Source organism: Anaerococcus tetradius ATCC 35098 (genome assembly GCF_000159095.1).
Taxonomy (GTDB): domain Bacteria; phylum Bacillota; class Clostridia; order Tissierellales; family Peptoniphilaceae; genus Anaerococcus; species Anaerococcus tetradius.
In genome coordinates this window covers 302,154-326,963 of record NZ_GG666296.1, presented here as the reverse complement: position 1 = coordinate 326,963, position 24,810 = coordinate 302,154, and the positions used below count along the sequence as shown (strand labels likewise).

General features: G+C 36.3%; 26 protein-coding genes and 1 tRNA gene. 5 read left to right on the top strand and 22 right to left on the bottom strand.

Annotation, left to right across the window (positions count from 1 at the left end):
* Positions 1-3: 3 nt before the first annotated feature.
* From HMPREF0077_RS04690 to HMPREF0077_RS04650, 9 genes are all read right to left on the bottom strand, one after another.
* Complete coding sequence (locus tag HMPREF0077_RS04690; protein ID WP_004836821.1) at positions 4-1,221, bottom strand: AI-2E family transporter; 1,218 nt, start codon at positions 1,219-1,221, stop codon at positions 4-6.
* Between the two features lie 106 nt (positions 1,222-1,327).
* Entirely contained in the window at positions 1,328-1,777 is a 450-nt protein-coding gene (locus tag HMPREF0077_RS04685) for an Asp23/Gls24 family envelope stress response protein (RefSeq protein WP_004836819.1), read from the bottom strand.
* Between the two features lie 11 nt (positions 1,778-1,788).
* Positions 1,789-2,079: a DUF2273 domain-containing protein gene (locus HMPREF0077_RS04680; protein WP_004836818.1), complete on the bottom strand. Its 291-nt coding sequence runs from the start codon at positions 2,077-2,079 to the stop codon at positions 1,789-1,791.
* 2 nt (positions 2,080-2,081) lie between these two features.
* On the bottom strand, positions 2,082-2,615 hold the full coding sequence (gene amaP, locus HMPREF0077_RS04675; RefSeq protein WP_060929265.1) for an alkaline shock response membrane anchor protein AmaP: 534 nt from the start codon (positions 2,613-2,615) through the stop codon (positions 2,082-2,084).
* A gap of 48 nt (positions 2,616-2,663) precedes the next feature.
* The gene (gene abc-f, locus HMPREF0077_RS04670) at positions 2,664-4,583 is read right to left on the bottom strand and encodes a ribosomal protection-like ABC-F family protein (RefSeq protein ID WP_004836816.1); all 1,920 of its coding nucleotides are present in this window, start codon (positions 4,581-4,583) and stop codon (positions 2,664-2,666) included.
* On the bottom strand, positions 4,584-5,228 hold the full coding sequence (locus tag HMPREF0077_RS04665; RefSeq protein WP_004836814.1) for a redox-sensing transcriptional repressor Rex: 645 nt from the start codon (positions 5,226-5,228) through the stop codon (positions 4,584-4,586).
* Positions 5,229-5,246: 18 nt separating this feature from the next.
* Positions 5,247-5,861 (bottom strand): hypothetical protein, encoded by a 615-nt coding sequence (locus HMPREF0077_RS04660; RefSeq protein WP_004836813.1) that lies wholly within the window; start codon positions 5,859-5,861, stop codon positions 5,247-5,249.
* Positions 5,862-5,869: 8 nt separating this feature from the next.
* The gene (typA, locus tag HMPREF0077_RS04655) at positions 5,870-7,693 is read right to left on the bottom strand and encodes a translational GTPase TypA (protein WP_040349466.1); all 1,824 of its coding nucleotides are present in this window, start codon (positions 7,691-7,693) and stop codon (positions 5,870-5,872) included.
* Positions 7,694-7,842: 149 nt separating this feature from the next.
* Positions 7,843-8,220: an ATP-binding protein gene (locus tag HMPREF0077_RS04650; protein ID WP_004836811.1), complete on the bottom strand. Its 378-nt coding sequence runs from the start codon at positions 8,218-8,220 to the stop codon at positions 7,843-7,845.
* A gap of 135 nt (positions 8,221-8,355) precedes the next feature.
* Here HMPREF0077_RS04650 and rd (HMPREF0077_RS04645) point away from each other — a divergent pair, with 135 nt between their 5' ends.
* A complete protein-coding gene (gene rd, locus HMPREF0077_RS04645) occupies positions 8,356-8,511 on the top strand; it encodes a rubredoxin (RefSeq protein WP_040349421.1) in 156 nt (51 codons plus the stop codon).
* A 130-nt stretch (positions 8,512-8,641) separates the two neighbouring features.
* The gene (gene rd, locus HMPREF0077_RS04640; protein ID WP_004836809.1) at positions 8,642-8,821 is read left to right on the top strand and encodes a rubredoxin; all 180 of its coding nucleotides are present in this window, start codon (positions 8,642-8,644) and stop codon (positions 8,819-8,821) included.
* A 122-nt stretch (positions 8,822-8,943) separates the two neighbouring features.
* On the opposite strand, the gene HMPREF0077_RS04635 is transcribed toward rd (HMPREF0077_RS04640), so the two are convergent.
* The 8 genes from HMPREF0077_RS04635 to HMPREF0077_RS04600 all read right to left on the bottom strand — a co-directional run bounded on the left by HMPREF0077_RS04635 (position 8,944) and on the right by HMPREF0077_RS04600 (position 15,101).
* The gene (locus HMPREF0077_RS04635; RefSeq protein ID WP_004836808.1) at positions 8,944-9,717 is read right to left on the bottom strand and encodes a hypothetical protein; all 774 of its coding nucleotides are present in this window, start codon (positions 9,715-9,717) and stop codon (positions 8,944-8,946) included.
* A gap of 99 nt (positions 9,718-9,816) precedes the next feature.
* On the bottom strand, positions 9,817-10,770 hold the full coding sequence (locus HMPREF0077_RS04630; RefSeq protein ID WP_248596434.1) for a YitT family protein: 954 nt from the start codon (positions 10,768-10,770) through the stop codon (positions 9,817-9,819).
* 10 nt (positions 10,771-10,780) lie between these two features.
* The gene (locus HMPREF0077_RS04625; protein ID WP_004836806.1) at positions 10,781-11,962 is read right to left on the bottom strand and encodes a coenzyme F420-0:L-glutamate ligase; all 1,182 of its coding nucleotides are present in this window, start codon (positions 11,960-11,962) and stop codon (positions 10,781-10,783) included.
* Between the two features lie 249 nt (positions 11,963-12,211).
* A complete protein-coding gene (locus HMPREF0077_RS04620) occupies positions 12,212-12,583 on the bottom strand; it encodes an MJ0042-type zinc finger domain-containing protein (RefSeq protein ID WP_004836805.1) in 372 nt (123 codons plus the stop codon).
* A complete protein-coding gene (locus tag HMPREF0077_RS04615; RefSeq protein WP_004836804.1) occupies positions 12,576-13,316 on the bottom strand; it encodes an NAD-dependent protein deacylase in 741 nt (246 codons plus the stop codon). The genes HMPREF0077_RS04620 and HMPREF0077_RS04615 overlap by 8 nt, the downstream gene beginning before the upstream one ends.
* 9 nt (positions 13,317-13,325) lie before the next feature.
* The gene (locus tag HMPREF0077_RS04610) at positions 13,326-14,060 is read right to left on the bottom strand and encodes a hypothetical protein (protein ID WP_004836803.1); all 735 of its coding nucleotides are present in this window, start codon (positions 14,058-14,060) and stop codon (positions 13,326-13,328) included.
* Positions 14,057-14,758, bottom strand: coding sequence for an ABC transporter ATP-binding protein (locus HMPREF0077_RS04605; protein WP_004836802.1), 702 nt, complete (start codon positions 14,756-14,758; stop codon positions 14,057-14,059). The genes HMPREF0077_RS04610 and HMPREF0077_RS04605 overlap by 4 nt, the downstream gene beginning before the upstream one ends.
* The gene (locus HMPREF0077_RS04600) at positions 14,751-15,101 is read right to left on the bottom strand and encodes a hypothetical protein (RefSeq protein ID WP_004836801.1); all 351 of its coding nucleotides are present in this window, start codon (positions 15,099-15,101) and stop codon (positions 14,751-14,753) included. The genes HMPREF0077_RS04605 and HMPREF0077_RS04600 overlap by 8 nt, the downstream gene beginning before the upstream one ends.
* 364 nt (positions 15,102-15,465) lie before the next feature.
* Between HMPREF0077_RS04600 and HMPREF0077_RS04595 the strand changes: the two genes are divergently transcribed.
* Positions 15,466-15,542: transfer RNA gene (locus HMPREF0077_RS04595), tRNA-Pro, on the top strand.
* Positions 15,543-15,890: 348 nt separating this feature from the next.
* Here HMPREF0077_RS04595 and HMPREF0077_RS04590 read toward each other — a convergent pair.
* From HMPREF0077_RS04590 to HMPREF0077_RS04570, 5 genes are all read right to left on the bottom strand, one after another.
* Positions 15,891-17,282, bottom strand: a complete 1,392-nt coding sequence (locus tag HMPREF0077_RS04590; protein ID WP_004836799.1) for a zinc ribbon domain-containing protein — start codon at positions 17,280-17,282, stop codon at positions 15,891-15,893.
* A 20-nt stretch (positions 17,283-17,302) separates the two neighbouring features.
* Complete coding sequence (locus HMPREF0077_RS04585; RefSeq protein ID WP_004836798.1) at positions 17,303-18,241, bottom strand: ABC transporter permease; 939 nt, start codon at positions 18,239-18,241, stop codon at positions 17,303-17,305.
* The gene (locus HMPREF0077_RS04580; protein ID WP_004836797.1) at positions 18,234-19,415 is read right to left on the bottom strand and encodes an ABC transporter permease; all 1,182 of its coding nucleotides are present in this window, start codon (positions 19,413-19,415) and stop codon (positions 18,234-18,236) included. Before HMPREF0077_RS04580 ends, HMPREF0077_RS04585 begins: the two co-directional genes overlap by 8 nt.
* Complete coding sequence (locus HMPREF0077_RS04575; protein WP_004836796.1) at positions 19,408-20,937, bottom strand: ABC transporter ATP-binding protein; 1,530 nt, start codon at positions 20,935-20,937, stop codon at positions 19,408-19,410. The genes HMPREF0077_RS04580 and HMPREF0077_RS04575 overlap by 8 nt, the downstream gene beginning before the upstream one ends.
* 114 nt (positions 20,938-21,051) lie before the next feature.
* Positions 21,052-22,170 (bottom strand): BMP family lipoprotein, encoded by a 1,119-nt coding sequence (locus HMPREF0077_RS04570; protein WP_004836795.1) that lies wholly within the window; start codon positions 22,168-22,170, stop codon positions 21,052-21,054.
* Positions 22,171-22,450: 280 nt separating this feature from the next.
* Here HMPREF0077_RS04570 and HMPREF0077_RS04565 point away from each other — a divergent pair, with 280 nt between their 5' ends.
* Both HMPREF0077_RS04565 and HMPREF0077_RS04560 read left to right on the top strand, forming a co-directional pair.
* Positions 22,451-23,173 (top strand): MIP/aquaporin family protein, encoded by a 723-nt coding sequence (locus HMPREF0077_RS04565; protein WP_004836794.1) that lies wholly within the window; start codon positions 22,451-22,453, stop codon positions 23,171-23,173.
* 39 nt (positions 23,174-23,212) lie between these two features.
* Positions 23,213-24,685, top strand: coding sequence for an NAD(P)/FAD-dependent oxidoreductase (locus HMPREF0077_RS04560; protein WP_004836793.1), 1,473 nt, complete (start codon positions 23,213-23,215; stop codon positions 24,683-24,685).
* The last annotated feature ends 125 nt before the right edge of the window (positions 24,686-24,810 follow it).

Here is a 24,810-nt window from a genome sequence, read left to right as displayed (position 1 = left end):
TCTTTAGCTGTTCATCTTCTCTTCTCGCATCTGTTCGTAAGTTTTATTGTTTATTTCATCAATTTTTGCCATATCGAAGTTCTTTTGGCCTAGCTTAATCTTGATATTATCTTGGATTAGGTTGTATATCACTGTTGCTATAGGCATTGATGTAACCATGCCTACAATTCCAAAGAGTCCAGCTCCTATGAAGACTGATATGAATATCCATATGGCTGGAAGACCCTGACGTTTGCCTATTACAAGGGGATATAGGATTTTTTCTTGTAATTGTTGGATGGCAAGGACAAAGACCAAGAAGACTAGGGCTTGGGATGGTGATTGGATAAAAATTAATATCACACCTATACCTGTTGCTATTAGGGGACCAAAGTATGGAATTATATCAAAGGCACCAACAAGAATTGCTATCATTCCTGCCATAGGAAGCTTTAGTAACAACATACCTATAAAGCAAATAGTTCCGATAGACAAGCATGATAAAAGTTTTGTCTCAAAAAATCTTGAAAATGAGTCGTAGGTTAGTTTTGCAAAGTAGTTGATATGCTCGACAGTTTTATCATCAAAATTCGCATAGAACAATTTATTTGACCCATCTCTTAAGGCTTTCTTGTTCATTGATACATAAATCGAAAAGAAAAATCCCATAATTACAGACATTAGCCATGATGAGAAGGAGTTAAAGAGACTGGATGTTTTGCTAAGTAGTCCCATATCCTTACCATTTACTAGGCTTGTTATGTCTTTGGTGATGTTTTCTATGTCGAGTTTGTTTAGCTTGTTGATTACCTCGGCTGCTATTTGATTAAAGAGTTTTTGGTTGTTTAGATATTCTATAAGCTTATCCATAAAGACTGGAATATTATCAATTAGAGATGATATGGCAGCTACAAGTTCTGGTATGAATACTGTTAGCATTATGGTAAAAAGCCCAAAGAATATTATCCATGATAGGCTTAGGGATAGGGCGAGGACTAGGGTCCTGTGCTTATTTTTGTCTATGAGCCTACCAAAGAGTTTTTCTTGGAAAAAGTTCATAGGTAGGTTGATAATAAAGGCTATGACCAAGCCATACATAATTGGCCTAAATACAGAGTAGGCTCCTAGCAAAAGTCCCTTCAAAGCATCTATATACCAGAAGGCAAAAAATACTATAAGTAAGATTATACCTATCTTTAAAATTTCTTTGTTTTTATCGTCTAAAAATTTTCTATCGTTCATATGTACTCCAAAAAAATAAATGGCCCATGCCCTAGGTCAATGGCCTTAGCTTATGGGAAATCCTAGCTAGAAAAGCATTGATTGGCAAGAGCCTTGATGTAAAAAATCAGTATCTATTTTGAATATCCTTGTCGTTATTTTCTTTGTTTTTCTTTTCGTATTCGGATCTTGTCATGACATCTACGATATTAACATTTACAGTAACGACATCAAGACCTGTCATTTCTTTTACATTACTTGTTACTACTCTTTTGATATCAGAAAAGATTCTTGTAGCATTTTTGCCATATTCTATTATTACGTCTAGATTTACCTTGGCTTCTTTCTCCCCAACTTCTACATTTACTCCTGCAGTTGAGTGTTCGTCACGACCAGAGAAGAAAGATCCGATGGAGTCGGCAATATTTCCCTTCATTTCTAGGATGCCGTCTACGTTCTTTATGGCAATTCTTGCAATTTTAGCTACAACCTTATCTTCTATTATAAGCTTGCTTTCTTCGTAAGCGAGTTCTCTTTTTTCATTGAGTTCTTTTATTGTTTCTTTATTTTCTGTCATCTTAGTCTCCTTTATCTAAATAGGCTCTTTAAAAAGTTTATATATTGGTAGTCCCTATCGAAATAGGCCCCAATAGTATAGGCTATAAACATAACAAGTATTATTCCCATGGTCCTAAAAAAGCCGAAGTTAAATAGGCAAAATAGGAATATTAGACCCAGGCTAGATGCTATAAGCTTAGCCTTATTTCTCCTATAAAAGGCTAGTCTTTTCTCTTTTTCCGCCTCTTCTTTGTCCATTCTTCTCATTTCTAGGTCATAGACAGTAAAATTTTTGGTATTTTCTTCTTTATTCTTATCCATTCCTAGTCCTTTTCCCTTCTATCCTTGGCTTTCTGGAAATACAAGTCTATTTCCATTTCTCTTAGACCTGTTAGCTCTTCTAAAGCTTTTCTTATTTCAGCTTTGATTGTTTCAGAAAGACTTAGCAAATCAACCTCATCACGAACTTCAATTTTAGAAGCTAGTTTTATTTTTCCTTCCTTGGTCAATATCTTTACATCTTGGCCAAGAGCTTTGACTCCAAATTTCTCTATGGCTATCCTTGCGAGGCTTTCTAGAGAGTATCGCTTGATAAGGATATTGCCAGCTTCATTTTCTATAAGATATTCATAATCAGTCTTTGACGATATGATTAAATCAATTATTAGCATTATGGCAAAGGCTAGTAGGATTAATCCTAAGATAACAAATACCCTTCTAATATTAGGATTTTGTAAATAATAGAGGATAGCAAATAGCATATCTTGCTTGATGATTCCTACTGTTATAAAAATAGCACCCAAGAGGATCAATACTATAGCCATCAAGGAATAAATAAGTCTTTTAAATTTTCCCATAAGTCCTCCTCCTAATATTGATACCCCCATAAGGGTGCTTTAATCTTCTTATTCAATTTTAAGACTAAGACTAAGCCATTTGTGGTCGAGTTCATCTTTTTCACTTTCTAGATTTTTAATCTCGGAAAAAGTCCTTGCGACCAAGTCGCTATCTTCGTAGAAGCCTTCTTTTAGGCTAAGATCTGTTAGGTCTTTGATAGTTTTTTCTATCTCTTCTTGCCTTTCTTCTATTTCTCTGATATCGGCCTTAATCTTTCTAAGTTCATTTTTCTTGATATTTTCTTTTTGCCTATCCTTTTTGATTTGAGTCTTGGTTTGTAGGTCTTTTTTCTCATCTTCAAGATTCATCTCACGGAGCTTTTGTTCGTAATATGAGTAGTTACCTAAATATTCATCCATCCCATCTTTTTTCATCTCAAGGATTTTGCCAGCAATTTTATTTAGGAAGTACCTATCGTGGCTAATGATTAGGACGGTTCCCTCATAATCGAGGATGGCATCTTCTAGGATTTCCTTGCTATCTATGTCTAGGTGGTTGGTCGGCTCATCCATAAGGATAAAGTTGGTATCGGATATCATAAGTTTTAGTAGGGATATCCTCGATCTTTCTCCACCAGATAATTCTCCAACTAGCCTATTTACATCATCCTCATAGAACATAAACTTGGCTAGGTAGGATCTAATCTCATAGTTAGTAAGCATTGGGTAGGTCTTGGATACTTCTTCAAAGATAGTATTGTCTAGGTCGAGAGATTTCTGTTCCTGGTCAAAGTAGCCTATGTTAACTGATTGACCCAGCCTTAAATCTCCTCCACTTTTTGCTTCTTCTCCCATAATTATCCTAAAAAGAGTCGTCTTTCCTATACCATTTTCCCCGATTATGGCACATCTTTCTTTCCTATAAAGGTTAAAGGATATGTTTGAAAAAATCTCCTCCGGCCCGAAAGATTTTGCTAGGTCTTTTACCTTGAGGACATCGACTCCCGATTGGATACGAGGGGTGAATTTTAGATGCATTGAATCTCTTAGCTCGACTGGCTTTTCAATCCTTTCCATCTTATCTAGAAGTTTTTGCCTAGACCTTGATTGGGAAATGCCTCTTTTCCTCTTGCTACCGCCGAGATTTTTGAGCCTGTCGATAATTTCTTCTTGTCTTTCGATTTCTTTTTGTTGGGACTTGTATTGGTGAAGTCTTACTTCAAGGTCTTTTTTCCTTTGAGCCATAAAGGTCGTGTAGTTACCCTCATAGCTACTTAGCCTTCCATTTTCCAGCATAAAAATCTTATTTACAGTATTATCAAGAAAATACCTATCGTGGGAGATAACTATGACCGAGCCCTTGTAGTTTTTGATAAAAGTTTCAAGAAAACGGATAGCCCCTATGTCAAGATGGTTGGTTGGCTCATCTAGTAAGATTAGGTCTGGTTTTTCTAAAATTAGATGCGCAAGTTCCACTCTCGCCTTCTGACCTCCAGAAAGTTCGGATATGTTTTTGTCGAAGTCCTCCTTAGCAAAACCCATGGCTGTTAGGGTGCCTTCGATTTCGCTTCTTATGGCATAGCCATTTTTGTCAGCAAATTCTTCGGACTTTTCTGTGTAAGACTTCATTATGAAATCAAGCTTTGTCGGATCTTTTTCCTTAGCCATGGCATGTTCTAGGGCTCTCATGTCCTCTTCTAGGCTTAGGAGATTGTCAAAGACGCCCAAGACAAATTCATGGATGGTCATATCCGTATCAAGGCTAAGGATTTGTTTGAGATAACCTACTTTTGTGTCATTTGCTATATAGATTTCCCCAGAGTCGGGGCTGATTTCTCCAGTTAGGATATTAAAAAGTGTTGTCTTGCCTGCCCCATTCGCACCAATAAGCCCAGCCTTATCGCCTTTTTCGATTTTAAAACTTAGCTTGTCAAAGATGTCCTTTAAGGGGTATGACTTAGCAAGGTTTGATGCTGTTAAAACATTCATTTAAAATATAAAATCCTCTGGAGAGTTCATGAAGTAGGTTAGGGTGAAGAGGGACTCATCTAGGTGGACTGATTCTATAACGACATTGTTTTTCACCTTTAGGTCGACTGGAGAGAAGTTCCAAATTCCCTTAACACCGCCTTCGCAAAGGATGTCTGCTAATTCTTGGGCAGCTTCTTTTGGTGTTGCTATTATTCCTATGTCTATTTTGTTTTCTTTTAGATAATCCCTTAGCTTCTTTACATCTAAAATTTCTATATCATCTTTTGTAGCATCACTTATGAAATCAGGGTTCTTGTCAAAGACAGCCTTAAATTCATAACCGAGGTCTCTAAAGGACCTATATTTGTAGAGGGCATGGCCTATATTACCAAAGCCTACTAGGATCATAGAGTAGGTCTTATCTACGCCGATAATTTTTGATAACTCATCAATCAATTCTGAAACATTGTAGCCATAGCCTTGTTGGCCGAAACAACCAAAATGGTTTAGGTCTTGTCTAATTTGGCTTGCAGTAAGCCCTGTGATTTCTGATAGTTCCTTAGAAGAAACTCTGATGATACCCTTCTCGTTGATACTTTCTAGGTATCGGTAATACTTTGGCAGTCTTTTTATGACTGATAAAGAAATATTTTGCTTGGTCATTTACTTCTCCAATCCTTTCTAATTTTTTAAGTCTTGTTTATCTTCTTTATTATTTTCTAAAAGCAAGTCATTGTCTTGGGCTAGGTGAGAGTTTAAGATTGAAAGGTCTTTTTCACTTAACTCTCTTTCTTCTACTAAAGCTTCGCTAGTTTCATCTTCCTTATTTTCAGTAATAACTTCTTCCCTATCTTTTGGGTCTTTTTCTATTTGCTCTTCAAGCTTTCTTTGAGGGTTTAGCTTTATGTAGTTTATTATATGAATAAAATACACTATTATTAGGGCGGTATAGAAAATCATCTGATTATATTTCAAAAGATAAGTATTAGGCAAGATTATACGGGCTGGAAGTTGTGGGATAAATCTAGCGAGTATAAGGATAGCATGAGCACTTAGGCACATAAAGGCTAGGGCTGTGATAAAGCCTACAAAGATGGAAAAGTGAAGGGCCTTTCCATCAAAGAGAACTACAAGTCCAAAGACTAGCATCATAAGCCAACTTATGAGAAATAAGCCATTCCACAAAAGCCCAATCAAGCTATTGTTCATAAAAACTCCAGCAAGGGTTAGGGCAAAGACAAGAATACTTGTGATTGCTATTATGAAACTTAGATTTCTTTCAGTAGTTTTAAGCATAAGAACCTCTAATTATTCTTTTTTGACTTATACCTTAGGTTTGAGTCTAGAATCCTTTTTCTAATTCTTAGATGGTTAGGGGTGATTTCGATTAACTCATCTTCTTCCACAAATTCCATCATCTCTTCAACAGACATTTTCTTTGCAGGAGTAAGCATTATAGCATCATCGCTTCCACTTGCACGAGTGTTGGTTAGTTTTTTCTTCTTGCAGACATTTACATCTATATCAAGGCCCTTGGCATTCATTCCTACTACAAGACCCTCATAAACTTCATCGCTTGGTTCTATGAAAAGGAGACCTCTTGTTTGGGCTGAATTTAGTCCGTAGGCTGTAGCAATTCCAGTTTCACTTGCTATTAGACTTCCTACATTTCTATGTTCCATATCGCCCTTGTAGAGGTCATATCCTTCGAATTCTGAGTTAAGGATACCTGTACCCTTGGTATCGGTCATAAACTCTGTCCTGTAGCCTATAAGGCCCCTTGCAGGGATTCTAAAGATTAGCCTGTTGTAGCCTGAACCAGATGGTTTCATATCAATCATCTCGCCCTTTCTCCTACCAAGTTTTTCAATAACTGAACCAGAGTAAGCTTGATCTACATCAATGGTTGCAATCTCTATCGGTTCAGTTTTCTTACCCAATTCATCAGTCTTAAACATTACTTCTGGCTTTGATACTTGAAACTCGTAACCTTCACGTCTAAGATTTTCTATGAGAACTGAAAGGTGAAGCTCACCACGACCTGATACCTTGAAGGCTTCTGTCGAATCGGTAGTTTCTACCCTTAGGGAAACATCAGTTTCTTTTTCCTTAAAGAGCCTATCTCTAAGGTGTCTACTTGTTACATATTTACCATCACGACCAGCAAATGGTGAGTCATTTACAGAGAAGGTCATAGATAGGGTTGGCTCAGAAATTTTGGTAAACTCTATAGGTTCACTATCTTCTTCTGTACATATAGTATCTCCTATATTTATATCCTCCATACCAGAAAGTGCTACAATTGAACCAAACTTAGATTCTTCAACTTCTTTTCTTTCTAGACCGTCAAATTCATAAATTGTTACGATTTTAGATTTTGTGTGTCTGTCAGGATCATTGTAGTTGGTAATTATGGCGTTGGCATTTTTCTTGATTACTCCACTTTCTACCTTGCCTATGGCAATTCTTCCTAGATAGTCGTTATAGTCAGTAGTAGATACCAAGACCTTGAATGGAGCATTTTCATCTGCATTAAAGGCTGGTGTGTAGTCGATAATTGTATCCAAAAGGTCAGTCATATCATCCTTCACTACTCCCTTTTCATTAGAAGCCCAGCCATTCTTGGCTGAAGCATAGACGAAAGGACTTTCTAGGTAGGACTCATCAGCATCAAGGCTAATAAATAAATCGAGGATTTCATCTTCTACTTCATCTATTCTTTGATCAGCTCTATCAACCTTGTTGATACAAACAATGGCTGGAAGATTTAGCTCGATTGCCTTCTTTAATACAAACTTGGTTTGTGGCATTGGGCCTTCGTGGCTGTCAACAACTAGGACAACAGATTCTGCCATATTAAGAACCCTCTCTACCTCTCCACCAAAGTCAGCGTGGCCTGGAGTATCTATAATATTAATCTTTTTATCCTTATAAAAAACAGCAGTGTTTTTGGAAAGGATGGTTATTCCACGTTCTTTTTCGATAGTGTTCGAGTCCATAACTCTTTCCTTAACTTCTTGATTATCTCTAAATAAGCCACTAGTCTTTAGCAAACCATCTACAAGGGTAGTCTTACCATGGTCTACGTGGGCAATAATGGCTACATTTCTTACATCTTCTCTATTCATAAAACCTTCTTTCATTCTAACAAATTCTATCAATATATTATATCCCATGTTAATATCTTATCAATATTAAACGATAAAAAAACATCCTTTTTCGGATGTTAGACAGAAATATTCGCAATTTTTTTGTTAAAATTATGAGTTTTTTGCTCTTATTTATAAAAAACCAATGCAGCAATTACATTTTCTTCAACTACAAGCTCATCGGATATGGCACTGACAAGCATAATCCCCCTGCCATTTTCCGCCAAAGGATCGTCACTATTTTTGATATTTATACCAGCTCCCTCGTCTTTGACCTTTACTAGGCAATAGTCATCATCAACTAGGACTAGGCAGTTGATTTTTCTATCGAAGACCTTCTTGTTGCCATGCTTGTAAGAATTTATTATAAGTTCATCCAAGATAAGCCTTAGTTTAAAGACAAAGTCCTTGTCGTCAAATCTCCTTTTTATGACTTCCAAGGCCTCATTATTAAATTTTTTTATAGAATTGATATCTGTATTTATCTCGCAACTTATAATATCCATATTTTTCTCCTAGTTAATACATACCCAGTTCTAAAAAAATATATCTTTAAAAATGAATTTAAAGAAAGAATGTTTATAAATTAGATAAAGGTGGTATAATATAGGTGTAAGATGAATGAAAGGAGACATTCTAATATGAAATATGTATGTACAGCATGTGGTTATATCTATGACCCAGCTGAAGGCGATGTAGATAACGGTATCGAAGCAGGTACAGAATTTGACCAACTTCCAGAAGATTGGACTTGCCCAGTTTGTGGTGTTGGCAAAGACATGTTCGAAGCTAAATAACTATCGAATGATGGGCTCCTAGGAGCCCTTTTTAACTAAATTTTTTTAAAATCTCTATAAGCAATTTTTTCTTATTAAACTAAAGAAAACGATGTTTACTTATAAATATAGGGTATAATAAAGAAGCAAAATGAATGAAAGGAGACATTCTAATATGAAATATGTATGTACAGCATGTGGTTACATCTATGACCCAGCTGAAGGTGATGTAGATAATGGTATAGCAGCAGGCACAGAATTTGACCAACTTCCAGATGATTGGATGTGCCCACTTTGTGGCGCTACAAAAGATATGTTCGAAGCTGAATAGTTTTTTGTACAGAAGCCGAATAATTTTTGATTATTTAATAAAATTTTTTACGAAAAAAGCCTGTGTATGGACTTACCCCAAAAGTTAGACCAAAAAGCTAACTTTGAAAGGTCAGTTCAGTATCAGGCTTTTTTCGTCCTTAATACTTTAAGTAGGATTAAAGCAGTAAGGGATAGGATAAAGACTCCAAGAAGGTGGATGTATATCCTATTTCCATTTGGAGCTTCATAATTGTTCTTTTTTTTCTTTTCGATTTTTATTGGATTGAGCTTACTTCTATCTTCGTTTGGACCTATTTCTAGGAGGAGGGTATCATTTTTTTGATTCTCAAGATAGTCCTTCTTGTAGTCATCTTCTGATAAATATTCACTATTTGAGTTTTCTGAAGTTTGGCTATCTAAACCAGTGCTACTTGATGTTGTTATTGGAACATTTTCATCCTTGCTATTTGCAGGATTTTTTTCTTGTTCGGATTTTTCTTCTTTCTTATCCGTTGTTTCTTGGGGGATATTTCTATCCGTCAAGCTTCCCTTTTCTCCGCCCTTTTTTAAATTATCCTTACTCGCTTCCTTATCACTTGGCTTTGTCTTATCTTCTTTAGGGCTTAGCTCTTCTTTCTTTTTGTCTGTTTCACGAGTTTTCGCTTCTTGCTTGAGCTTTTTATCACTTGGAAGAGAATCTTTTATTGGGTAAGCCTGCTTATTTTTAGGTGTTTCCAGTTCTTCTGTTATTATTATCTTATCTTTTCCATCTCCTTGGCCTTCTCCTTCGCTAGTTTCAACCTTTGTATTTGAAGGCGGATTTTCTTCATCCGAGGCATGGGTGAAATCAGCACAAAAAACAGAAAGCATAACAAGAAGGATAAGACTTAGGAGGAATTTATATCTTTTTTTCATAATTCCCTCACATTCTCCTAAAATTATCTTACGCTTAAAAGCTTAAAAACTCAAATTGCTTACATATTTTATTCAAAATAAAAAAGAGCCCTAAGACTCTTATTCGTCAGATAACTCATCTGTTTGATACCAGCCCTTGCCCATAACTGTAGAGGTGTTTACTATAGTTATAAAAGCGTGAGGGTCGATATTTTTGATAAATATTTGAAATTTCGGTGCTTCCATCTTGCTAGTTGTACATAGATAAACTGAAAAATCCCTACCCATATAAAGACCCTTGGCCTTTAGGACAGTTGCAGACCTGTTTAGGTCATCTTTTATGAAATGGCCTACCTCTTCGGTCTTAGATGTGATTATTATAAACATCTTTGCCTGATTCATAGAAGAGATTATTATATCTACGCAAAGACCCTTGATTAATAAACCAAAGATAGAAAATAGTCCGATTTCTATACCGAAGACCAAAATTGATGCACAAGTAAAGAGTGAATCTACGAAAAGAAGGGACTTTCCTACTTCTAGGTGGGAATATTTCTTAACTATCATGGCTATAATATCAGTTCCGCCAGAGCTTGCTGCTATGTTAAACAAGATAGCAGAGCCGACCGAGCTCATTATCAAAGTGAAAAATAACTCAAGCATAGTGTTGTTGGTAAGGGTTCCATCAATAGGAACTATCTTATCAAGAAACAAGGCCGTAAGCGAGTTTAGGATAGCAACATAGCCAGTTCTGAGGGTAAATTTTTTACCGAGGATAAAAAAAGCAATCACTAGAAGGGTTAGGTTTATGAACAAGGTTAGCTGGGGCCTAGTGAAAGGCACAAACATACTTGCTATAATACTCATTCCTTCAACTCCACCTATTACGAAGCTATTGGGATATTTGAAAAAATGAGTTCCGCAGGCCATGAATATGGCTGCGAAGCTCATTAAAAATATCCTTTTTTGCTTGCTCATAGGATCGTGATTGTAGATTCTCCTATTTCTATCTTCTAAGTAGGAATTTATTGAATATTTGTGTTTTTTTGCTCCATGCTCAGAACTAGTTTGCAATTTTTACTCCTTATTTATCTGAGTAGTTGTCGAAGTATCCTTGGATTAGAACGATTGGTGTTCCCTTATCTCCTGAACCACTAGTTAAGTCACAAAGAGATCCTAGTAGGTCTGTGATTTGTCTTGGAGTTGTACCAAGGGTTTCGTTTTTGCCTATAAGCTTTTCAGCCTTGCGGCTAATTTTTTCTCTCATAGCCTCATCCCTATCTTCACCACTTAGGCCAGTTAGTTCTGCATCAGCTATATATTTAATCTTGATTTCATTTGGTGTTCCCAAAAGTCCATCTGTGAAAGCTGGGGAAACAACTGGATCAGCAAGCTCCCAAATTTTTCCTACTGGGTCTTTGAAGGCTCCATCACCGTAGATCATAACTTCAATTTTCTTATCAAATTCATCTATTAGTCTTTTTTGTAAGCTATCTACAAAAATTTGTCCATCTCTTGGGAAGAGTTTAACCTTATTTTCTGTTGATAGGTTAGATCCTAATAGACCGTATTTTTCATTGTAGCCAGATCCATCAATTGGACTTGTCATTATTTCATCTAATTTTAAGACTTTACCTGCACCATTTTCTTCTAGTTTTCTTTTTACAAGATTTCTAGTGTGGATTGATGATACTAGGATTTGGTCTGTGAACTTTAGAGCGTCAACTGGATTGTTTAGAAAATGGATTTCTGAGTTTGGTGCAATTTCCTTATATAGGTCTGGATAAGAAATTCCTGTAAATTCATGCTTGTAGTCTTTAGCAAGTTTCTTGTATTGGTCTATATCCAAAACATCTTGGTAAGGATTAATGTCAGAGTTAAACAAATCCATCTCATCCATTAGCCAGTTACCTACTTCATCTTGTGGGTAAGATAGGCAGATGTGAAGTTTCTTTCCTGTTAGGGCAAAGGCCTTTAGGAGGATAGAAAATCTATTTCTGCTTAGGATTGGGAATAAGATTGCTAGCTCATCGCCTTCAAACTTATTGTTGACATCTTTTGCAATATCTTCTATTGTTACATAGTTACCTTGAGAACGAGCAACTAGGGATTCTGTTACACATACAACATCTTTGTCGCGTAATTTAATGTCTCCCTTATCGCTTGCTTTTTTTACTACATCAAAAACTGTAGTAACTAGATCGTCGCCTTCTTTGATTATTGGGGCTCTAAGACCCATTGATACTGTTCCAATTATTCTTTCCATATTTTAATCCCCTTTCGTTTGAATTATACAATAATTAAATCTTCATTACAATACAGCGTAATAAAGGATTTCGCACAGTTTTCATTACTTTTTTTGTAAGGGAAAATAGTAAGTTCTATGCTAATTATTAGTTAGTAAAACGAAGTTATTTAAAATATTTAACTTTATTACTAGTATAGCATATTTTTTAGAGAAACGTTACCATATCTTGGAAGTTTTTAAAAATTTTTTTCAAAAAAGATGCTAAAATTAACTTCTAGCATCAAATTTATGTTGGCACTTAGGACACTTGACCTTTATTTTACCCTTATTTTTTGGAATCCTCAACTCTTGTTTACAATTTGGACATTTTATATATTTGTAAGTCTTGTCTTTTTTGTTTTTCTTTTTGATTTTTAGCTCACTTTTTATAGGATCTAGAAATTTTTCTTTGAAGTTTCTATTTTCCATGAGCCTTTGGTATTTATTGGTTGATAAGACCCTAAAAAGTGCATAGAAGACTATGAGTAAGGAAATCGTGCTTAATATTTTACTGCTTATAGCAAAAGATATAAGACTTACAATTATTCCCGCCCATATCAAAAATATTCCATATTCATCAATTCCAGCTCTATTATTCATCTAATCCCCTTACTAATTCATCCATGATTTTGGATATGTCACCTTTTATCACATAATCCGCCCTATTATCCCTGCTTGTTGGATCTTGGTTTATTAATACTAGCTTATTGCCCCTATAGAAATCCAAAAGACCTGCAGCAGGATAGACAACTAGGGAAGTTCCTCCTACTATGAGAACATCGGCGTTTGCTATAAGATTTATTGCATAGCTTATATTGTTTTGGTCTAGCCCTTCTCCATACAAGACTATGTCTGGTCTAACAACTCCCCCACAAGAATCACATTTGACTAAGTCCTTGAAGGCTTTGACATAGGAAAGATCGAAGGCCTTGCCACAACTTGTGCAATAATAATCACGAAGGTTGCCATGAAGCTCGATTACGTTTTTGCTTCCCGCTTCTTGGTGGAGGCTGTCTATGTTTTGAGTTATAACTGCCTTTAGCTTACCCATTTTTTCAAGTTTAGCAAGGGCATAGTGGCAAGCATTTGGCTTTATGCCATCTAGCATTAAGTTTTCCTTGCAATAGGTCATGAATTTGTCAGGATGATTTACGAAAAATTCATGGCTAAGCATATATTCTGGAGAATAGTCAGATTTGTTTTCCCTGTTGTAAAGGCCAGTAGCTGACCTAAAGTCAGGAACTCCTGATGCAGTAGATACTCCAGCTCCTCCAAAAAATACTATGTTATTAGAATTTCTTATTAATTCTTTTACTTCATTAATTTCTCCCATATAAGCCTCCTAGGATAAATCAAGATTTCTTTCGATATATTTAACATTTACTAGATATAAAACTAAGTCTGCTAGCAGATAATATACAAGGGGTGTTATTATTTTATATAGGCCATCATCTCCTATGGCAAAGGGAAAAATAAAGGCAAGGTCCATGCCAGAATGGCTTACCAAGGCTCCATCTATTAGGATAAGGGCTTTGAAATGAGTAAGGCCTATGGCTGGAATTATAAGAAGGGCTAGACTTATTAGCATGCCCAACCAGGATACTTTTCCAGTAAAACGAGTCCTCGCCATGTTAAGATTTAGGGCAAGGGCTAGGAGATTGTACAAGCTTAGACCAAAGACTAGGTAGTAGATAAAATCTCCCCCTATATCGTAGCCAAGAAGGTCAAGACTAATACTAAAGAAAAAGCCCGTAAGTAAATAAAAGATCGAAAGGCCCAAAATTTTTGATAGAACAATAGTCCTTGTCGATATTGGCAGACTAAAGCTAAGCATAGATCTCTTGGTAAAATAATCCTTGTATAGGTAATTAATAGCAAAGATAAAATTTATTCCTACAAAAAATATTATACTTGATATAAATAAGATATCTGTGATTTGCCTATTTGCCAAAAATATCTTCAAGGAAGTAAGCCTTGTCAATAAAAATATCCCAAGCATTATCAAAATCTGGATAGCAAAGATAGTAGTTATATAAGTCTTGTTAGTTTTTAGGTCGTATTTAATAAATTTAATCATAAATGTCCATACACTTCCTTGTAATAATCAGCTATGTCCATGCCATAGTCCCTTCTAATATCAGCTGCCTTCTTGTGAAGAAGGACTTTTCCCTTATCGAGAAAGACCACATCCTCAAAGAGGTTTTCTAAATCTTTTATCTGGTGGGTAGTTATGATAAAGGTCTTATCACTAGAAAGTTTATCTATAATAGCATCAAGAACAGCTTGCTTGGCAACAGGATCGACCCCATCCACCGGCTCATCCATTATATAAATCTCCGCATCTCTTGAAAGATTAAGACTAATCAAAAGCCTTTCCCTAAGTCCCTTAGATAGGTCTTTGGTCTTCTTGTCTAGGGGAATCCTTAGATATTCGATTAACATATCAGCCCTCTTCCTATCAAAATCCTTGTAAAAATCCTCATACATACAAAGAGTTTCTCTAACCGTAAGTCTCTCATAAAGATAATAGGAATCTGGCAAATAAGAAATCATAGCCTTAGTTTCAAGGCCCGGTTTTTTAGAATCAATAAGTATTTCTCCCTTATCCTTTCTCAAAAGCCCAACTATTAACTTGATGAGGGTCGATTTGCCAGAGCCATTAGGGCCAAGTAGGCCAAGGACCCTACCCTTTTCAATATCAAGACTTACATCATCAATAGCTATAGCATTCTTATATTTTTTTGTTAAATTATTTATACTAATAATCTTATCCATTAGCCATACTCCTCAATCTAAGCAAGTTAAGAGCATCTTCTATATCATAAGATAGAAGATCCATCTTATCCAAAAACTCGTTAATAAACTTGTTGGCAAACTCATCTTTAAGACGAGCTAAAACTTGTTCATCAAAGCTTAGATAATAATAATCTAGCCTTTTTTCTATAAAACCAGCCTTTAGCATCATCTCTATCGCTTCATCCACATAGGAAGGATTAACCTTAAACTTGTTAGTAAAAAACTTTTTAGCATAAAGCTTATCCCCATTCTTTAGCTTGCCCGAAATAATCTCAAAGGCAAGGAAATCTCTCATTTCTTCTTGTTTTGACCTATAAATCATAACACCTCAACTAATAAAATCTATATCCAAATCGTACATCTTGATAGCTCCCATTAAGAATCTCATAAGCTTATAACCATAAAACCAAGATTAGTAAAAATCATCTTGTAATTACTTATACTTGCAAAAATCTTATAGTTATCTTGCTATAATAAATATTAAAATCCTCATCACAAATTAACTTACAAGAGCTAAAAAGAAATAAGAAAAATACTTTTTGACTTTCATTTTTAATCTCCTTATGGTATCATTATAACAGATTATCCTATAGGAAAGTAAGAAATTAATAAAAATCTAAAGAAATTTTTAAAAAAGATTTGACAAGTAATTTTAACTGTCGTATAATGTAATAGTCAGTTGATGACGGGGTGTGGCGCAGCTTGGTAGCGCGCGTGTTTTGGGAACATGAGGTCGAAGGTTCGAATCCTTTCACCCCGACCACTATTAACCAGCATTTGTTGCTGGTTTTTTTTGTACCTATTATTTATACATTAATAACATCAATTCTAATAATGTTGGTAACTCTTGGCTTTGAGAAGGTGAGGCTCGAAGCTTCGTTTCCTTTCTCCCCGACCATATATAACTAGGTTTGATTAGAGCCTAGTTTTTTTGTACTATATTTTAATTTATAAGTGATAATTCTAGTAATGTTGGCAGCTCTTGGCTTTGAGAAGGTGAGGCTCGAAGTCTAGAATCCTTTCTCCCCTACTTATAGTATTTAGCAAGCTTTTCTCTCTGTTTTTTTGTATTTTAAAAGGGCTTGCTTTTTGCAAGTCCCTTTGTTTGGTCTTATTTGAATACGTCTGCGTCAAATTCTAGTTCATCTCCTGCTATGTTGGCCTTGATTGGCTCTGGGCTGTAGGATTTGATGTCTAGGCTTACTGTCTTGTCGTTTTTTGACCATTTGCCAGTATAGACATTTTGACCGTTTATTAGTTTTACGTTTTTGTCGTTGTCTAGGAAAAGTGTGTAGCCTTCCAAGAAGTAGTAGCCTGCCATGGCTTCCTTGGCCTTGAAGTTATCATAGTAGATCAAGTCCTTAATTTTGAGGTTGCCATTGTTTATGCTTGATAAGAGATCATCTACTAGGGCGAAGCCTTCATAGTCTATGTCATAGAGGGTGTTTTCTTTTTCGTCTAAGCTCCTATGAGTCAAGCTTCCCTTTATTAGTTCAACATTCTTTCCCTTATCGTGGAGACCTACATAGTAGTCGAAGGCCTTGGTTGTTTGACCAAGTTTTTCTTTTGCTCTGATTTTATATACATAAATCTCATCTTTGGATTTTATAGCCTTACCCATTAGCTCTGAGCTTGTTATGGATATAGTAGAGTTGCCCTTGATGTGATCTTTTATATATTTATCGTACTTTTCTTTTTTCTTGTCGGAATTTTGCTCGGATTTGTCTTCCTTTTTTTCCTTTTCTTTTTCCTTTTTCTTATCTTCTTCTTTTTTGTCTTCTTCTGGAGCTTGGATATCCTTGGCTGATTCTTTGAGGCCTTCAACCTTATAATCTTTCCCCTTGTCTGCAAAGATTATGTTTAAGTCCTTGTATTTGTTGTAGTTTAGTACAATTCTTACATTTACTTCGTCACCATTTTCCAGATTGTGCTCCTTGCTTATGGCATATCTCATAGTTTTTTCTATGTCATCTATAAGCCTTGAGCTTGATACGACTTCTTTATTTTTCTTGTTATAGATTCTTCCTTCAAAGTCTGCTACAAAGGATGCTTTGTTAAGTTTGATATCAAGGCTTGCAGCACCGCTTTCGCCTTCGGCTTTTATATCAAGATAGTAGCTTAAATCCACGCTTACGTCTTTTATTTGTGAGTCCTTGTATTTTTTTATGCCTAGAAAGGCAAGGGAAGCTACAATTATAGCAATTAGGGCAAAGCCTATGATTTTTCCAATCTTATTTTCCCTAGGTGGGCCTAGTTCTTCTAGAAGTTCATTTATATCCTTGTAGATTTCATCTTCATCATCGTAGTCTTCTTCATCTGAGTTTTCTTCTTCATCTTGATCAGTATTTAATTCTTCTTGATTTTCATCAGAGTCATCTACATTTTCTTCTGTTTGATTTTCTTCATCTTCGTAATCTAGTTTATCATCATCTAGCCTTCTGCCACAAGAGGGGCAAAATTTACTATCATCAACTATTTCTTCTTTACAAAATTTACATTTCATAATTTCTCCTAATTCCCTATTTATACGTCCTCTAGGGTTAGGTAAGGCTTACCGCTAGCCTTTGGTGCATAGCTTCTGCCCTTAAATATTATAAGAATTAGTAGGGTTGCTATATAAGGAATCATTGATATAAACTCTATTGGTATGGCTATGTTTTTTGATCCTAGATAGGTTGCTATAGCTTGGGCAAGACCGAAGAATAAGGATCCTAGTACAACACCTTGTGGTTTCCAATTGCCGAAGATTACTGTTACTAGGGCTATATAGCCTTGACCTGCTATTAGGGTTGGTGAGAAGCTTGATACTACTGCAAGGGACATGCTCGCACCACCTAGGCCTCCCATAAAACCAGAAAATATTACACATAGGTATCTTACTCTACTTACATTTATATTAAGGGTTTCAGCTGCCTTAGGATGTTCACCTACAGCTATTATTCTAAGGCCTAGTTTTGTCTTATACAAGACAAAGTATAGGACTACAACCATGATTAGGGATAAGTAAACTGTGGCGTATTGACCGAAGATATTGTTAAAGACCTGGCTATCTGAAATAGACCTAAAGAGTCTAGGTATCTTATTTTCTAGTGGTATTGATGGGGTTTGGGTAGCTCCCTGAAAGATTAGTCTTGATAGGAAAAGAGCAAGTCCAGGGGCTAGGGTATTGATCGCTATACCTGAAATAGTCTGATCTCCTGCAAGAGTTACTGATACGAAGGCGTGAATTAATCCAAAAATCGCACCAGCAAGACCACCTGCTAGGAAGGCTAGCCAAGGATTGCCTAGGTAGTAGCCTGCTACTGCTCCCGTAAGAGCTCCTATGGTCATCATTCCTTCAAGGCCTATGTTTACAACTCCGGATTTTTCGGAAATCATTCCGCCAAGGCCTGTTAGTAGGACAGGAGCTGCATTGGAGAAGGTGTTTCCTATAATCAGAGCTAGTATTGTCATGTTAATCATTGTCCACTTCCTCCTTGTTTTCTTCTATCTTTTCTGTTACATAAGAAAGGTCGACAGCAACTTTTTTATTTTTCTTATTAGCTTTATTCTTTTTAAGCTTAGCCTTAATTATCCTAAATACTAAAGGAATTGCTGTAAATAGGATAATTGTTCCGATTATTATAGAGATAATCTCACTTGGTACTCCCATAGCTCTTTGTAGGTTGTTACCTGCATATTTGAGCGAACCAAAGAAGAGTCCCGAAAAGATTACTCCAATAGGGTTGTTACTTGCCAAAAGTGATACTGCCAGTCCATCGAAACCAAAGTTTTGCATGGATGATAGGACGGAAAGATTGTAGGTAAAACCAAGAACTTGAGTAACACCAGCTAAGGCACAAATAGCTCCGGAAATCGCCATGGATTGAACGATTTTCTTTCCTGAATCAATTCCTCCATATTCACTGGCTTCCCTATTAAGACCGACTGCCTTTAGTTCATAGCCAAGACTTGTCTTATTTAGGATATACCAGACTATTATAACTGCTACTATGGCAAGGATGCTTCCACAATGGATTGGAGCCCTAAAGAAGTGAGAGAAGAATCCATTAAATCTTTTGGCTGCATCAGTAAAAAGGGTAATCTTTGCAGCATCCTTTACATCAAAAGATCCCATAGAGTTGGGTTGTTTATAGCGATAAGCTATGAAGTTTTGCAAGTAAAAGGCTATCCAGTTAAGCATTATTGTTGAAATTACTTCATGGATACCGAATTTAGCCTTAACAAAGCCTGCCAAGGCTCCGTAGATTGCCCCTACTAGCATAGCTAAAATTATAGCAACTAGAGGAAGGATAAGGGGAGGAAGATTTAGCTTGTAGCCGACTAAGAAGGCCACAATTGTTCCTACTATAAATTGTCCCTCAGCTCCCATATTGAAAAGGCCTGTTTGGAAGGCGAAGCATACACCAAGGCCTGTCATGATGATAGGAGTTGATGTAACTATGGCCCAGCCCATGTGTCTTGGACTTTTAAAGACTCCGAGGAATAAGTTTCTGAAGCCTTCTATTGGATCAAAGCCTGCTACAATTAGAACTAAGGCTCCAACAGCAAGGCCTAGGATTACAGATATTATGGTAAAAAGTATTCTCGATGATCCAAGATTTATTTTCTTTTTGCTGATTTTTTTCTCACTCATCTAAGCCTCCTGCCATAAGTCTTCCTATCTCAAACTCGTCAGTCTTTTTAGGATCTTTCTCTCCTACGATTTTTCCATCATAGATTACTAGAATCCTATCAGATAAGTCCATTATCTCGTCAAGCTCAAAGCTTATAAGAAGAACTGCCTTGTTCTGATTTCTAAGTTCAACTAGGTATTGGTGGATAAATTCTATAGCTCCAACATCAAGACCCCTTGTAGGTTGAGCCGCTATTAGGACATCAGGATTGTTTGCGATTTCTCTTGCAATAATAACCTTTTGTTGGTTACCACCTGATAGGCTAACTGCCTTTTCATTAATATCTGCTGGTCTTATATCGAATTTTTCTACCAAATTCCTTGCATTTTCGTCTATTTTTTTGAAGTTGAGCCTGCCTTTTGTTGAGAAAGGCTCTTTTCTAACTCTTTCTAGGATTAGATTGTCCTTTATAGGATAGTCTAGGATTAGTCCCCTTTTTTGCCTATCTTCTGGTATAGAATTCATACCAGTATCTAGGATTTTTCTTGGAGATGCCTTGGAGATATCTACTCCATTTAGGTTAACTATTCCCCTATTAGCCTTAGTCATCCCTGTTATAGCATCAATTAACTCTGTTTGACCATTGCCATCTACACCTGCTATACCGAGGATTTCTCCAGCGTGAAGCTTTAGATTAAGGCCCTTTAGGGCATCGACTCCCCTCTTATCCTTAACCCAAAGGTCTTCGATATTAAGGACAACTCCACCTCTTTCGATTTCTTTCTTATCTACATTAAAGCTAACATCACGTCCTACCATTTTTTCTGCTAGAATGTTCTCGTCAACAGTTGAAACATCTACCTTATCAATAAATTTACCACGTCTAATAATAGTACATGTGTCAGCCATGGCTTTAATTTCTGATAATTTGTGGGTAATAATTATGACTGACTTTTCAAGCTCTGTTAATCTATTTACTATTTCGATAAATTCCACAATTTCTTGTGGGGTAAGGACTGCTGTTGGCTCATCGAAAATCAAGATATCTGCTCCATGGTAGAGGGCCTTTAGGATTTCTACCCTTTGTTGCATACCAACAGATATATCCTCAATCTTTGCCTTAGGATTGATTGATAACTTATACTCTTCACTTAACTTTTCTACCTCAGCATAAGCTTGTTTCCTATCTAAGAAAAGCCCCTTGGATTTTTCATAACCTAGGATGATATTTTCCGTTACAGTCAAAGGTTCAATTAGCATAAAGTGTTGGTGAACCATACCTATACCTGCTTCTATAGCTTTTTTGGGCGTCATTGAAGCGAATGTTTTTCCATTGATAGTAACAGATCCCTCACTTGGAGGAAACATACCATAGAGAATATTCATAAGGGTAGTCTTGCCAGCTCCATTTTCTCCCAAGAGAGCGTGAACCTCACACTTGTGAAGGTCGAAGTCTATCTTAGTCAAAACTTCCTTGTCAAAAAAACGCTTAGTAATATTTCTCATGCTTACAACTGGGGCCCTATCAAAATATTTTTTCATTAATACTCCCCTTTACATAACTTTCTACACTTATCATATCATAAAATTAGAAAAATTTATAAAAAAAGAGTAGGAAACCTATCTCAGAAGGAAATAGGTTTCCCACCTTGCTTTCTACTTATCGTATCCCATTGACTTAAATTCGTCTTTGTTTTGTGGAACTTTGATTTTGCCGTCAATAATTTGTTTTCTTAGATCTTCTACCTTATCTTTGATTTCTTTGCTAACAAGGTCGTTTTTAGCATAAGCAATATCAACTGCCTTGCCATCAGCTAGGGTGAATTGTTTAGTTGTACCACCTTCAAATTCTCCCTTAGCTAGTCCATCAATTACAAGTTGAACAGCATCTCCAACACCCTTAATTGTAGAAACTAACATATTATCTGGAGCTTCATCAGATTGATCACGGTCAACACCGATAACCCATTTGTTATTTTCCTTTGCAGCTTCGTTAACACCGATACCAACTCCGCCTGCAGCATGCATTACAACATCAGCACCTTCTTGATACATTTGGTTAGCTATGTTTTTGCCTGCAGCTTGATCAGAGAAGCTGTTTGCGTATTGAACGTCAACCTTTATGTCTTTATTCTTTTCTCTAGCAGCTTGCTTAACACCAGCTCTGAAACCATATTCAAATCTGTCGATTACGTCAGAAACTTGACCACCTATAAAGCCAACGTGGTTTGCTTCAGATTTCATACCAGCTATATAGCCTACCAAAAATGAGTTTTGGTGGTCAGCAAAAGTAATACCTAGTAGGTTCTTTTGGTTTTTAACATTTGCATTGTCGATTATAGCGTATTTTTGATCAGGATTTTTTTCAGCAGCTTCGCTTGTTGGATTGTAAAGAGCAAAACCTACTGTAAGGATAAGATTTGAGTCACTATCTAGGGCAGACTCAAGGTTTGGTTGATAGTCAGCATCTGTGTGTGATTCGATATAATCGAAGTTTACTTTTCCTTGGTCTTTGTAAGCATTTAGACCTTCAAAAGCAGATTGGTTAAAGCTTTTATCATTAACTCCACCTTCGTCTGTAACCATAGTTACCTTAACAGTATCAGTCTTAGCATCTTCAGATTTTTCATCTTTCTTGTCAGCTTTTTCGCTTGTTTCAGCTGGAGCCTTTGCTCCTTCATCCTTGTTATCCTTTGCCTTATCGCCACCACAAGATGTAAGAGCGAAAGAAAGAGTTAGGACTGAGATAAGAGACATAATTTTACTAATTTTCATTTTTTCCTCCCTAATTATGTTAACTTCTTATGACTTAATCATATAATAAAAGAGAATTTTTGTCCATAGAGTAAAACGATATCAGAAAAGAAATTTCTTTTTTTATAAATTATTATAGAATTTTTTAAATTTTTAGATAAAATACTTGTAATTTTTTCAAATCATGATATACTATAAGTGTAAATGTTTTCACAATTTAATATCCGAAGAGCTTGGCAACAAACTTCTCTTATTTGTTGCTTTTTGTTTACTTATCTAAATATCTTATTAGGAGGAAATTATGAGAGATATTATTATGGGTGAATTTTTCGGTACAATGATACTTATACTACTTGGTGACGGCGTTGTTGCAAACGTTTTGCTTAACAAGAGTGGACAAAAAGGTGCAGGCTCAATCCAAATTACTCTTGCTTGGGGTCTTGCAGTACTTCTCCCAGCATTCATATTTGGAAAACTTTCTGGCGCAAGCTTTAACCCTGCTTTGTCACTTGCCTTGGCATTTAAGGGTGATGTAGCTTATTCTGATCTACCAGCTTACATAATAGCACAATTGGCTGGTGCTTTCGTTGGTGCTTTATTGGTATATATTCTCTTTAAAGACCAATATGACGCAACTAGCGACAGACCACTTGATGTAAGAGGTACTTTCTGTACAGCTCCATCTGTTCCAAACACATTTAGAAACTTGCTATCAGAAATTATCGGAACTTACGTACTAGTATTTGCAATCTTAGGCCTTTCCCAAGTTGATGGAGCTGGCACTGTTGGCGTTGACAAATTATTAGTATTTGGAATAATCGTTTCTATTGGTATGTCTTTGGGCGGACTTACAGGTTATGCTATTAACCCTGCCAGAGACCTTGGACCAAGAATCGCCTATGCAATTCTTCCTTTCAACAACAAGGCTGACCCTAACTGGGGATATGCTTGGATTCCAGTTGTAGGACCAATTATAGGCGGACTTTTAGCAGTTGTTTGCTATAACTTTATTTTTATAGGATAATCAGCTTCTAAAAGTTAATAATTTATTAGGAAGTGACTTATGTTTGATGTAATTATAGTTGGAGCTGGAGTTAGCGGAGCTTCAATAGCTAGAAGATTGTCCCGCTACAAACTCGATATTCTCTTACTTGAAAAAGAAAATGACGTGTCCATGGGAGCAAGCAAGGCTAATTCAGCTATAGTCCATGGTGGCTATGCTGAAAGTGGCAAGGAGCTTAGGGGTAGACTTTGCTATCCTGGTAGAATAAGCTTCGAGAAACTCAACGAAGAGCTAAACTTTGGTTTTCTAGCCAATGGTTCTCTTGTTCTAGCCTTCGATGAGGACGATATGAAAATGCTAGCTACCCTCTATGAGATGGGTAAGGAAAATGGACTAGATGATATTGAAATTATAGGCCAAGATGAGCTAAGAAAGCTCGAAGAAAATGTCTCAGACCAAGCTATTGGTGCTTTGTATTGCAAGGGAGCTGGCGTATGCTCTCCTTACGAATATGTTATAGCCCTAGTAGAAAACGCCATGGACAATGGTCTAGAATTGAAATTAAATAGCGAAGTAATAGGAATAGAAAAAAATGGCGATGTCTTTAGGCTAACTTGCTCTACTGGCGAAAGCTATGAGGCCAAATATGTGATAAACGCTAGTGGCCTTAACGGAGCTAAAGTTTCTTCTATGATTACACAAACAGATTTTGACATTCATCCAAGAAGTGGTGAATATTTGCTTATGCAAAAGGGAACTGGATCTCGTGTAAAGCAGGTCCTTTTCCAAACTCCTAGCCCTAAATCAAAGGGGATACTCGTTACTAGGACCTATCATAACAATATATTGATTGGCCCTGATGCCATAGACGAGGAAGAAATAGACCTAGGAACTCACGAAGAAAGACTAAAGGAAATCTACACCCTTGCAAAGAAATCAGTAAAAGACGATGTCTTGAATCTAAGAGAATTTATAAGGTCTTTTACTGGTCTAAGACCTGCAAGCTCAACTGGAGATTTCATAATTGAAAATACTAGGACTAATGGTTTTATCAATGTAGTAGGAATCCAATCGCCGGGAATTACCTCATCACCTGCTATTGCAGAGATGGTAGAAAAAATCCTCGAAGAAATCGGTCTAAAACTGATAAAAGACCCTAACTACAACCCTTATAGAAAACCAATCATCAAATACAAAGACCTAGAAGACTTTAATAAGATTAAGGATAAGGTTGACCTAGAGTTAGGAAATCCTGAAAGGCTTGTATGTAGGTGTGAGCAAGTAAGCGAGAAAACCATTAGGGATGCCCTAAATAGGGGTATAGAACTAACAAGTTTTGATGCTGTCAAAAGAAGGACTAGAAGCGGAATGGGATTCTGCCAAGGAGCCTTCTGCCGAAATCGTGTACTCGAAGTAATGGAAGATGAATATAAACATCCTATCGAGAATAGGAAATTTGATAGTGAAAATTCAGGCATATCAAGACTTAACAAAAAAGATATAAATGAACTAATGAAAAAAATGGAAGTTTAACAAAAGAGCCCATTGAGGCTCTTTTGTTGTCTAAAATTTACTTTCCCTAATATGATTAGGGTGATTTCTTGGTAAAATCTTTTACTTTACCAAGTACGGACGAGATTTTTTTATATAAACAAAAG

What these genes read in the sequence shown, in the direction of transcription:
- rd (WP_040349421.1), top strand. Translation starts at nt 8,356, where the DNA reads ATGAAATATGTATGTACAGCATGTGGTTATATCTATGACCCAGCTGAA.
- HMPREF0077_RS04620 (WP_004836805.1), bottom strand. Translation starts at nt 12,583, where the DNA reads ATGAATAATAGAGCTGGAATTGATGAATATGGAATATTTTTGATATGG.
- HMPREF0077_RS04615 (WP_004836804.1), bottom strand. Translation starts at nt 13,316, where the DNA reads ATGGGAGAAATTAATGAAGTAAAAGAATTAATAAGAAATTCTAATAAC.
- HMPREF0077_RS04605 (WP_004836802.1), bottom strand. Translation starts at nt 14,758, where the DNA reads ATGGATAAGATTATTAGTATAAATAATTTAACAAAAAAATATAAGAAT.
- typA (WP_040349466.1), bottom strand. Translation starts at nt 7,693, where the DNA reads ATGAATAGAGAAGATGTAAGAAATGTAGCCATTATTGCCCACGTAGAC.
- HMPREF0077_RS04665 (WP_004836814.1), bottom strand. Translation starts at nt 5,228, where the DNA reads ATGACCAAGCAAAATATTTCTTTATCAGTCATAAAAAGACTGCCAAAG.
- HMPREF0077_RS04570 (WP_004836795.1), bottom strand. Translation starts at nt 22,170, where the DNA reads ATGAAAATTAGTAAAATTATGTCTCTTATCTCAGTCCTAACTCTTTCT.
- HMPREF0077_RS04660 (WP_004836813.1), bottom strand. Translation starts at nt 5,861, where the DNA reads ATGCTTAAAACTACTGAAAGAAATCTAAGTTTCATAATAGCAATCACA.
- HMPREF0077_RS04690 (WP_004836821.1), bottom strand. Translation starts at nt 1,221, where the DNA reads ATGAACGATAGAAAATTTTTAGACGATAAAAACAAAGAAATTTTAAAG.
- abc-f (WP_004836816.1), bottom strand. Translation starts at nt 4,583, where the DNA reads ATGAATGTTTTAACAGCATCAAACCTTGCTAAGTCATACCCCTTAAAG.
- HMPREF0077_RS04580 (WP_004836797.1), bottom strand. Translation starts at nt 19,415, where the DNA reads ATGAGTGAGAAAAAAATCAGCAAAAAGAAAATAAATCTTGGATCATCG.
- HMPREF0077_RS04560 (WP_004836793.1), top strand. Translation starts at nt 23,213, where the DNA reads ATGTTTGATGTAATTATAGTTGGAGCTGGAGTTAGCGGAGCTTCAATA.
- HMPREF0077_RS04575 (WP_004836796.1), bottom strand. Translation starts at nt 20,937, where the DNA reads ATGAAAAAATATTTTGATAGGGCCCCAGTTGTAAGCATGAGAAATATT.
- HMPREF0077_RS04650 (WP_004836811.1), bottom strand. Translation starts at nt 8,220, where the DNA reads ATGGATATTATAAGTTGCGAGATAAATACAGATATCAATTCTATAAAA.
- HMPREF0077_RS04565 (WP_004836794.1), top strand. Translation starts at nt 22,451, where the DNA reads ATGAGAGATATTATTATGGGTGAATTTTTCGGTACAATGATACTTATA.
- HMPREF0077_RS04610 (WP_004836803.1), bottom strand. Translation starts at nt 14,060, where the DNA reads ATGATTAAATTTATTAAATACGACCTAAAAACTAACAAGACTTATATA.
- HMPREF0077_RS04685 (WP_004836819.1), bottom strand. Translation starts at nt 1,777, where the DNA reads ATGACAGAAAATAAAGAAACAATAAAAGAACTCAATGAAAAAAGAGAA.
- HMPREF0077_RS04590 (WP_004836799.1), bottom strand. Translation starts at nt 17,282, where the DNA reads ATGAAATGTAAATTTTGTAAAGAAGAAATAGTTGATGATAGTAAATTT.
- HMPREF0077_RS04635 (WP_004836808.1), bottom strand. Translation starts at nt 9,717, where the DNA reads ATGAAAAAAAGATATAAATTCCTCCTAAGTCTTATCCTTCTTGTTATG.
- HMPREF0077_RS04680 (WP_004836818.1), bottom strand. Translation starts at nt 2,079, where the DNA reads ATGGATAAGAATAAAGAAGAAAATACCAAAAATTTTACTGTCTATGAC.
- HMPREF0077_RS04625 (WP_004836806.1), bottom strand. Translation starts at nt 11,962, where the DNA reads ATGGAAAGAATAATTGGAACAGTATCAATGGGTCTTAGAGCCCCAATA.
- amaP (WP_060929265.1), bottom strand. Translation starts at nt 2,615, where the DNA reads ATGGGAAAATTTAAAAGACTTATTTATTCCTTGATGGCTATAGTATTG.
- HMPREF0077_RS04585 (WP_004836798.1), bottom strand. Translation starts at nt 18,241, where the DNA reads ATGATTAACATGACAATACTAGCTCTGATTATAGGAAACACCTTCTCC.
- HMPREF0077_RS04600 (WP_004836801.1), bottom strand. Translation starts at nt 15,101, where the DNA reads ATGATTTATAGGTCAAAACAAGAAGAAATGAGAGATTTCCTTGCCTTT.
- rd (WP_004836809.1), top strand. Translation starts at nt 8,642, where the DNA reads ATGAATGAAAGGAGACATTCTAATATGAAATATGTATGTACAGCATGT.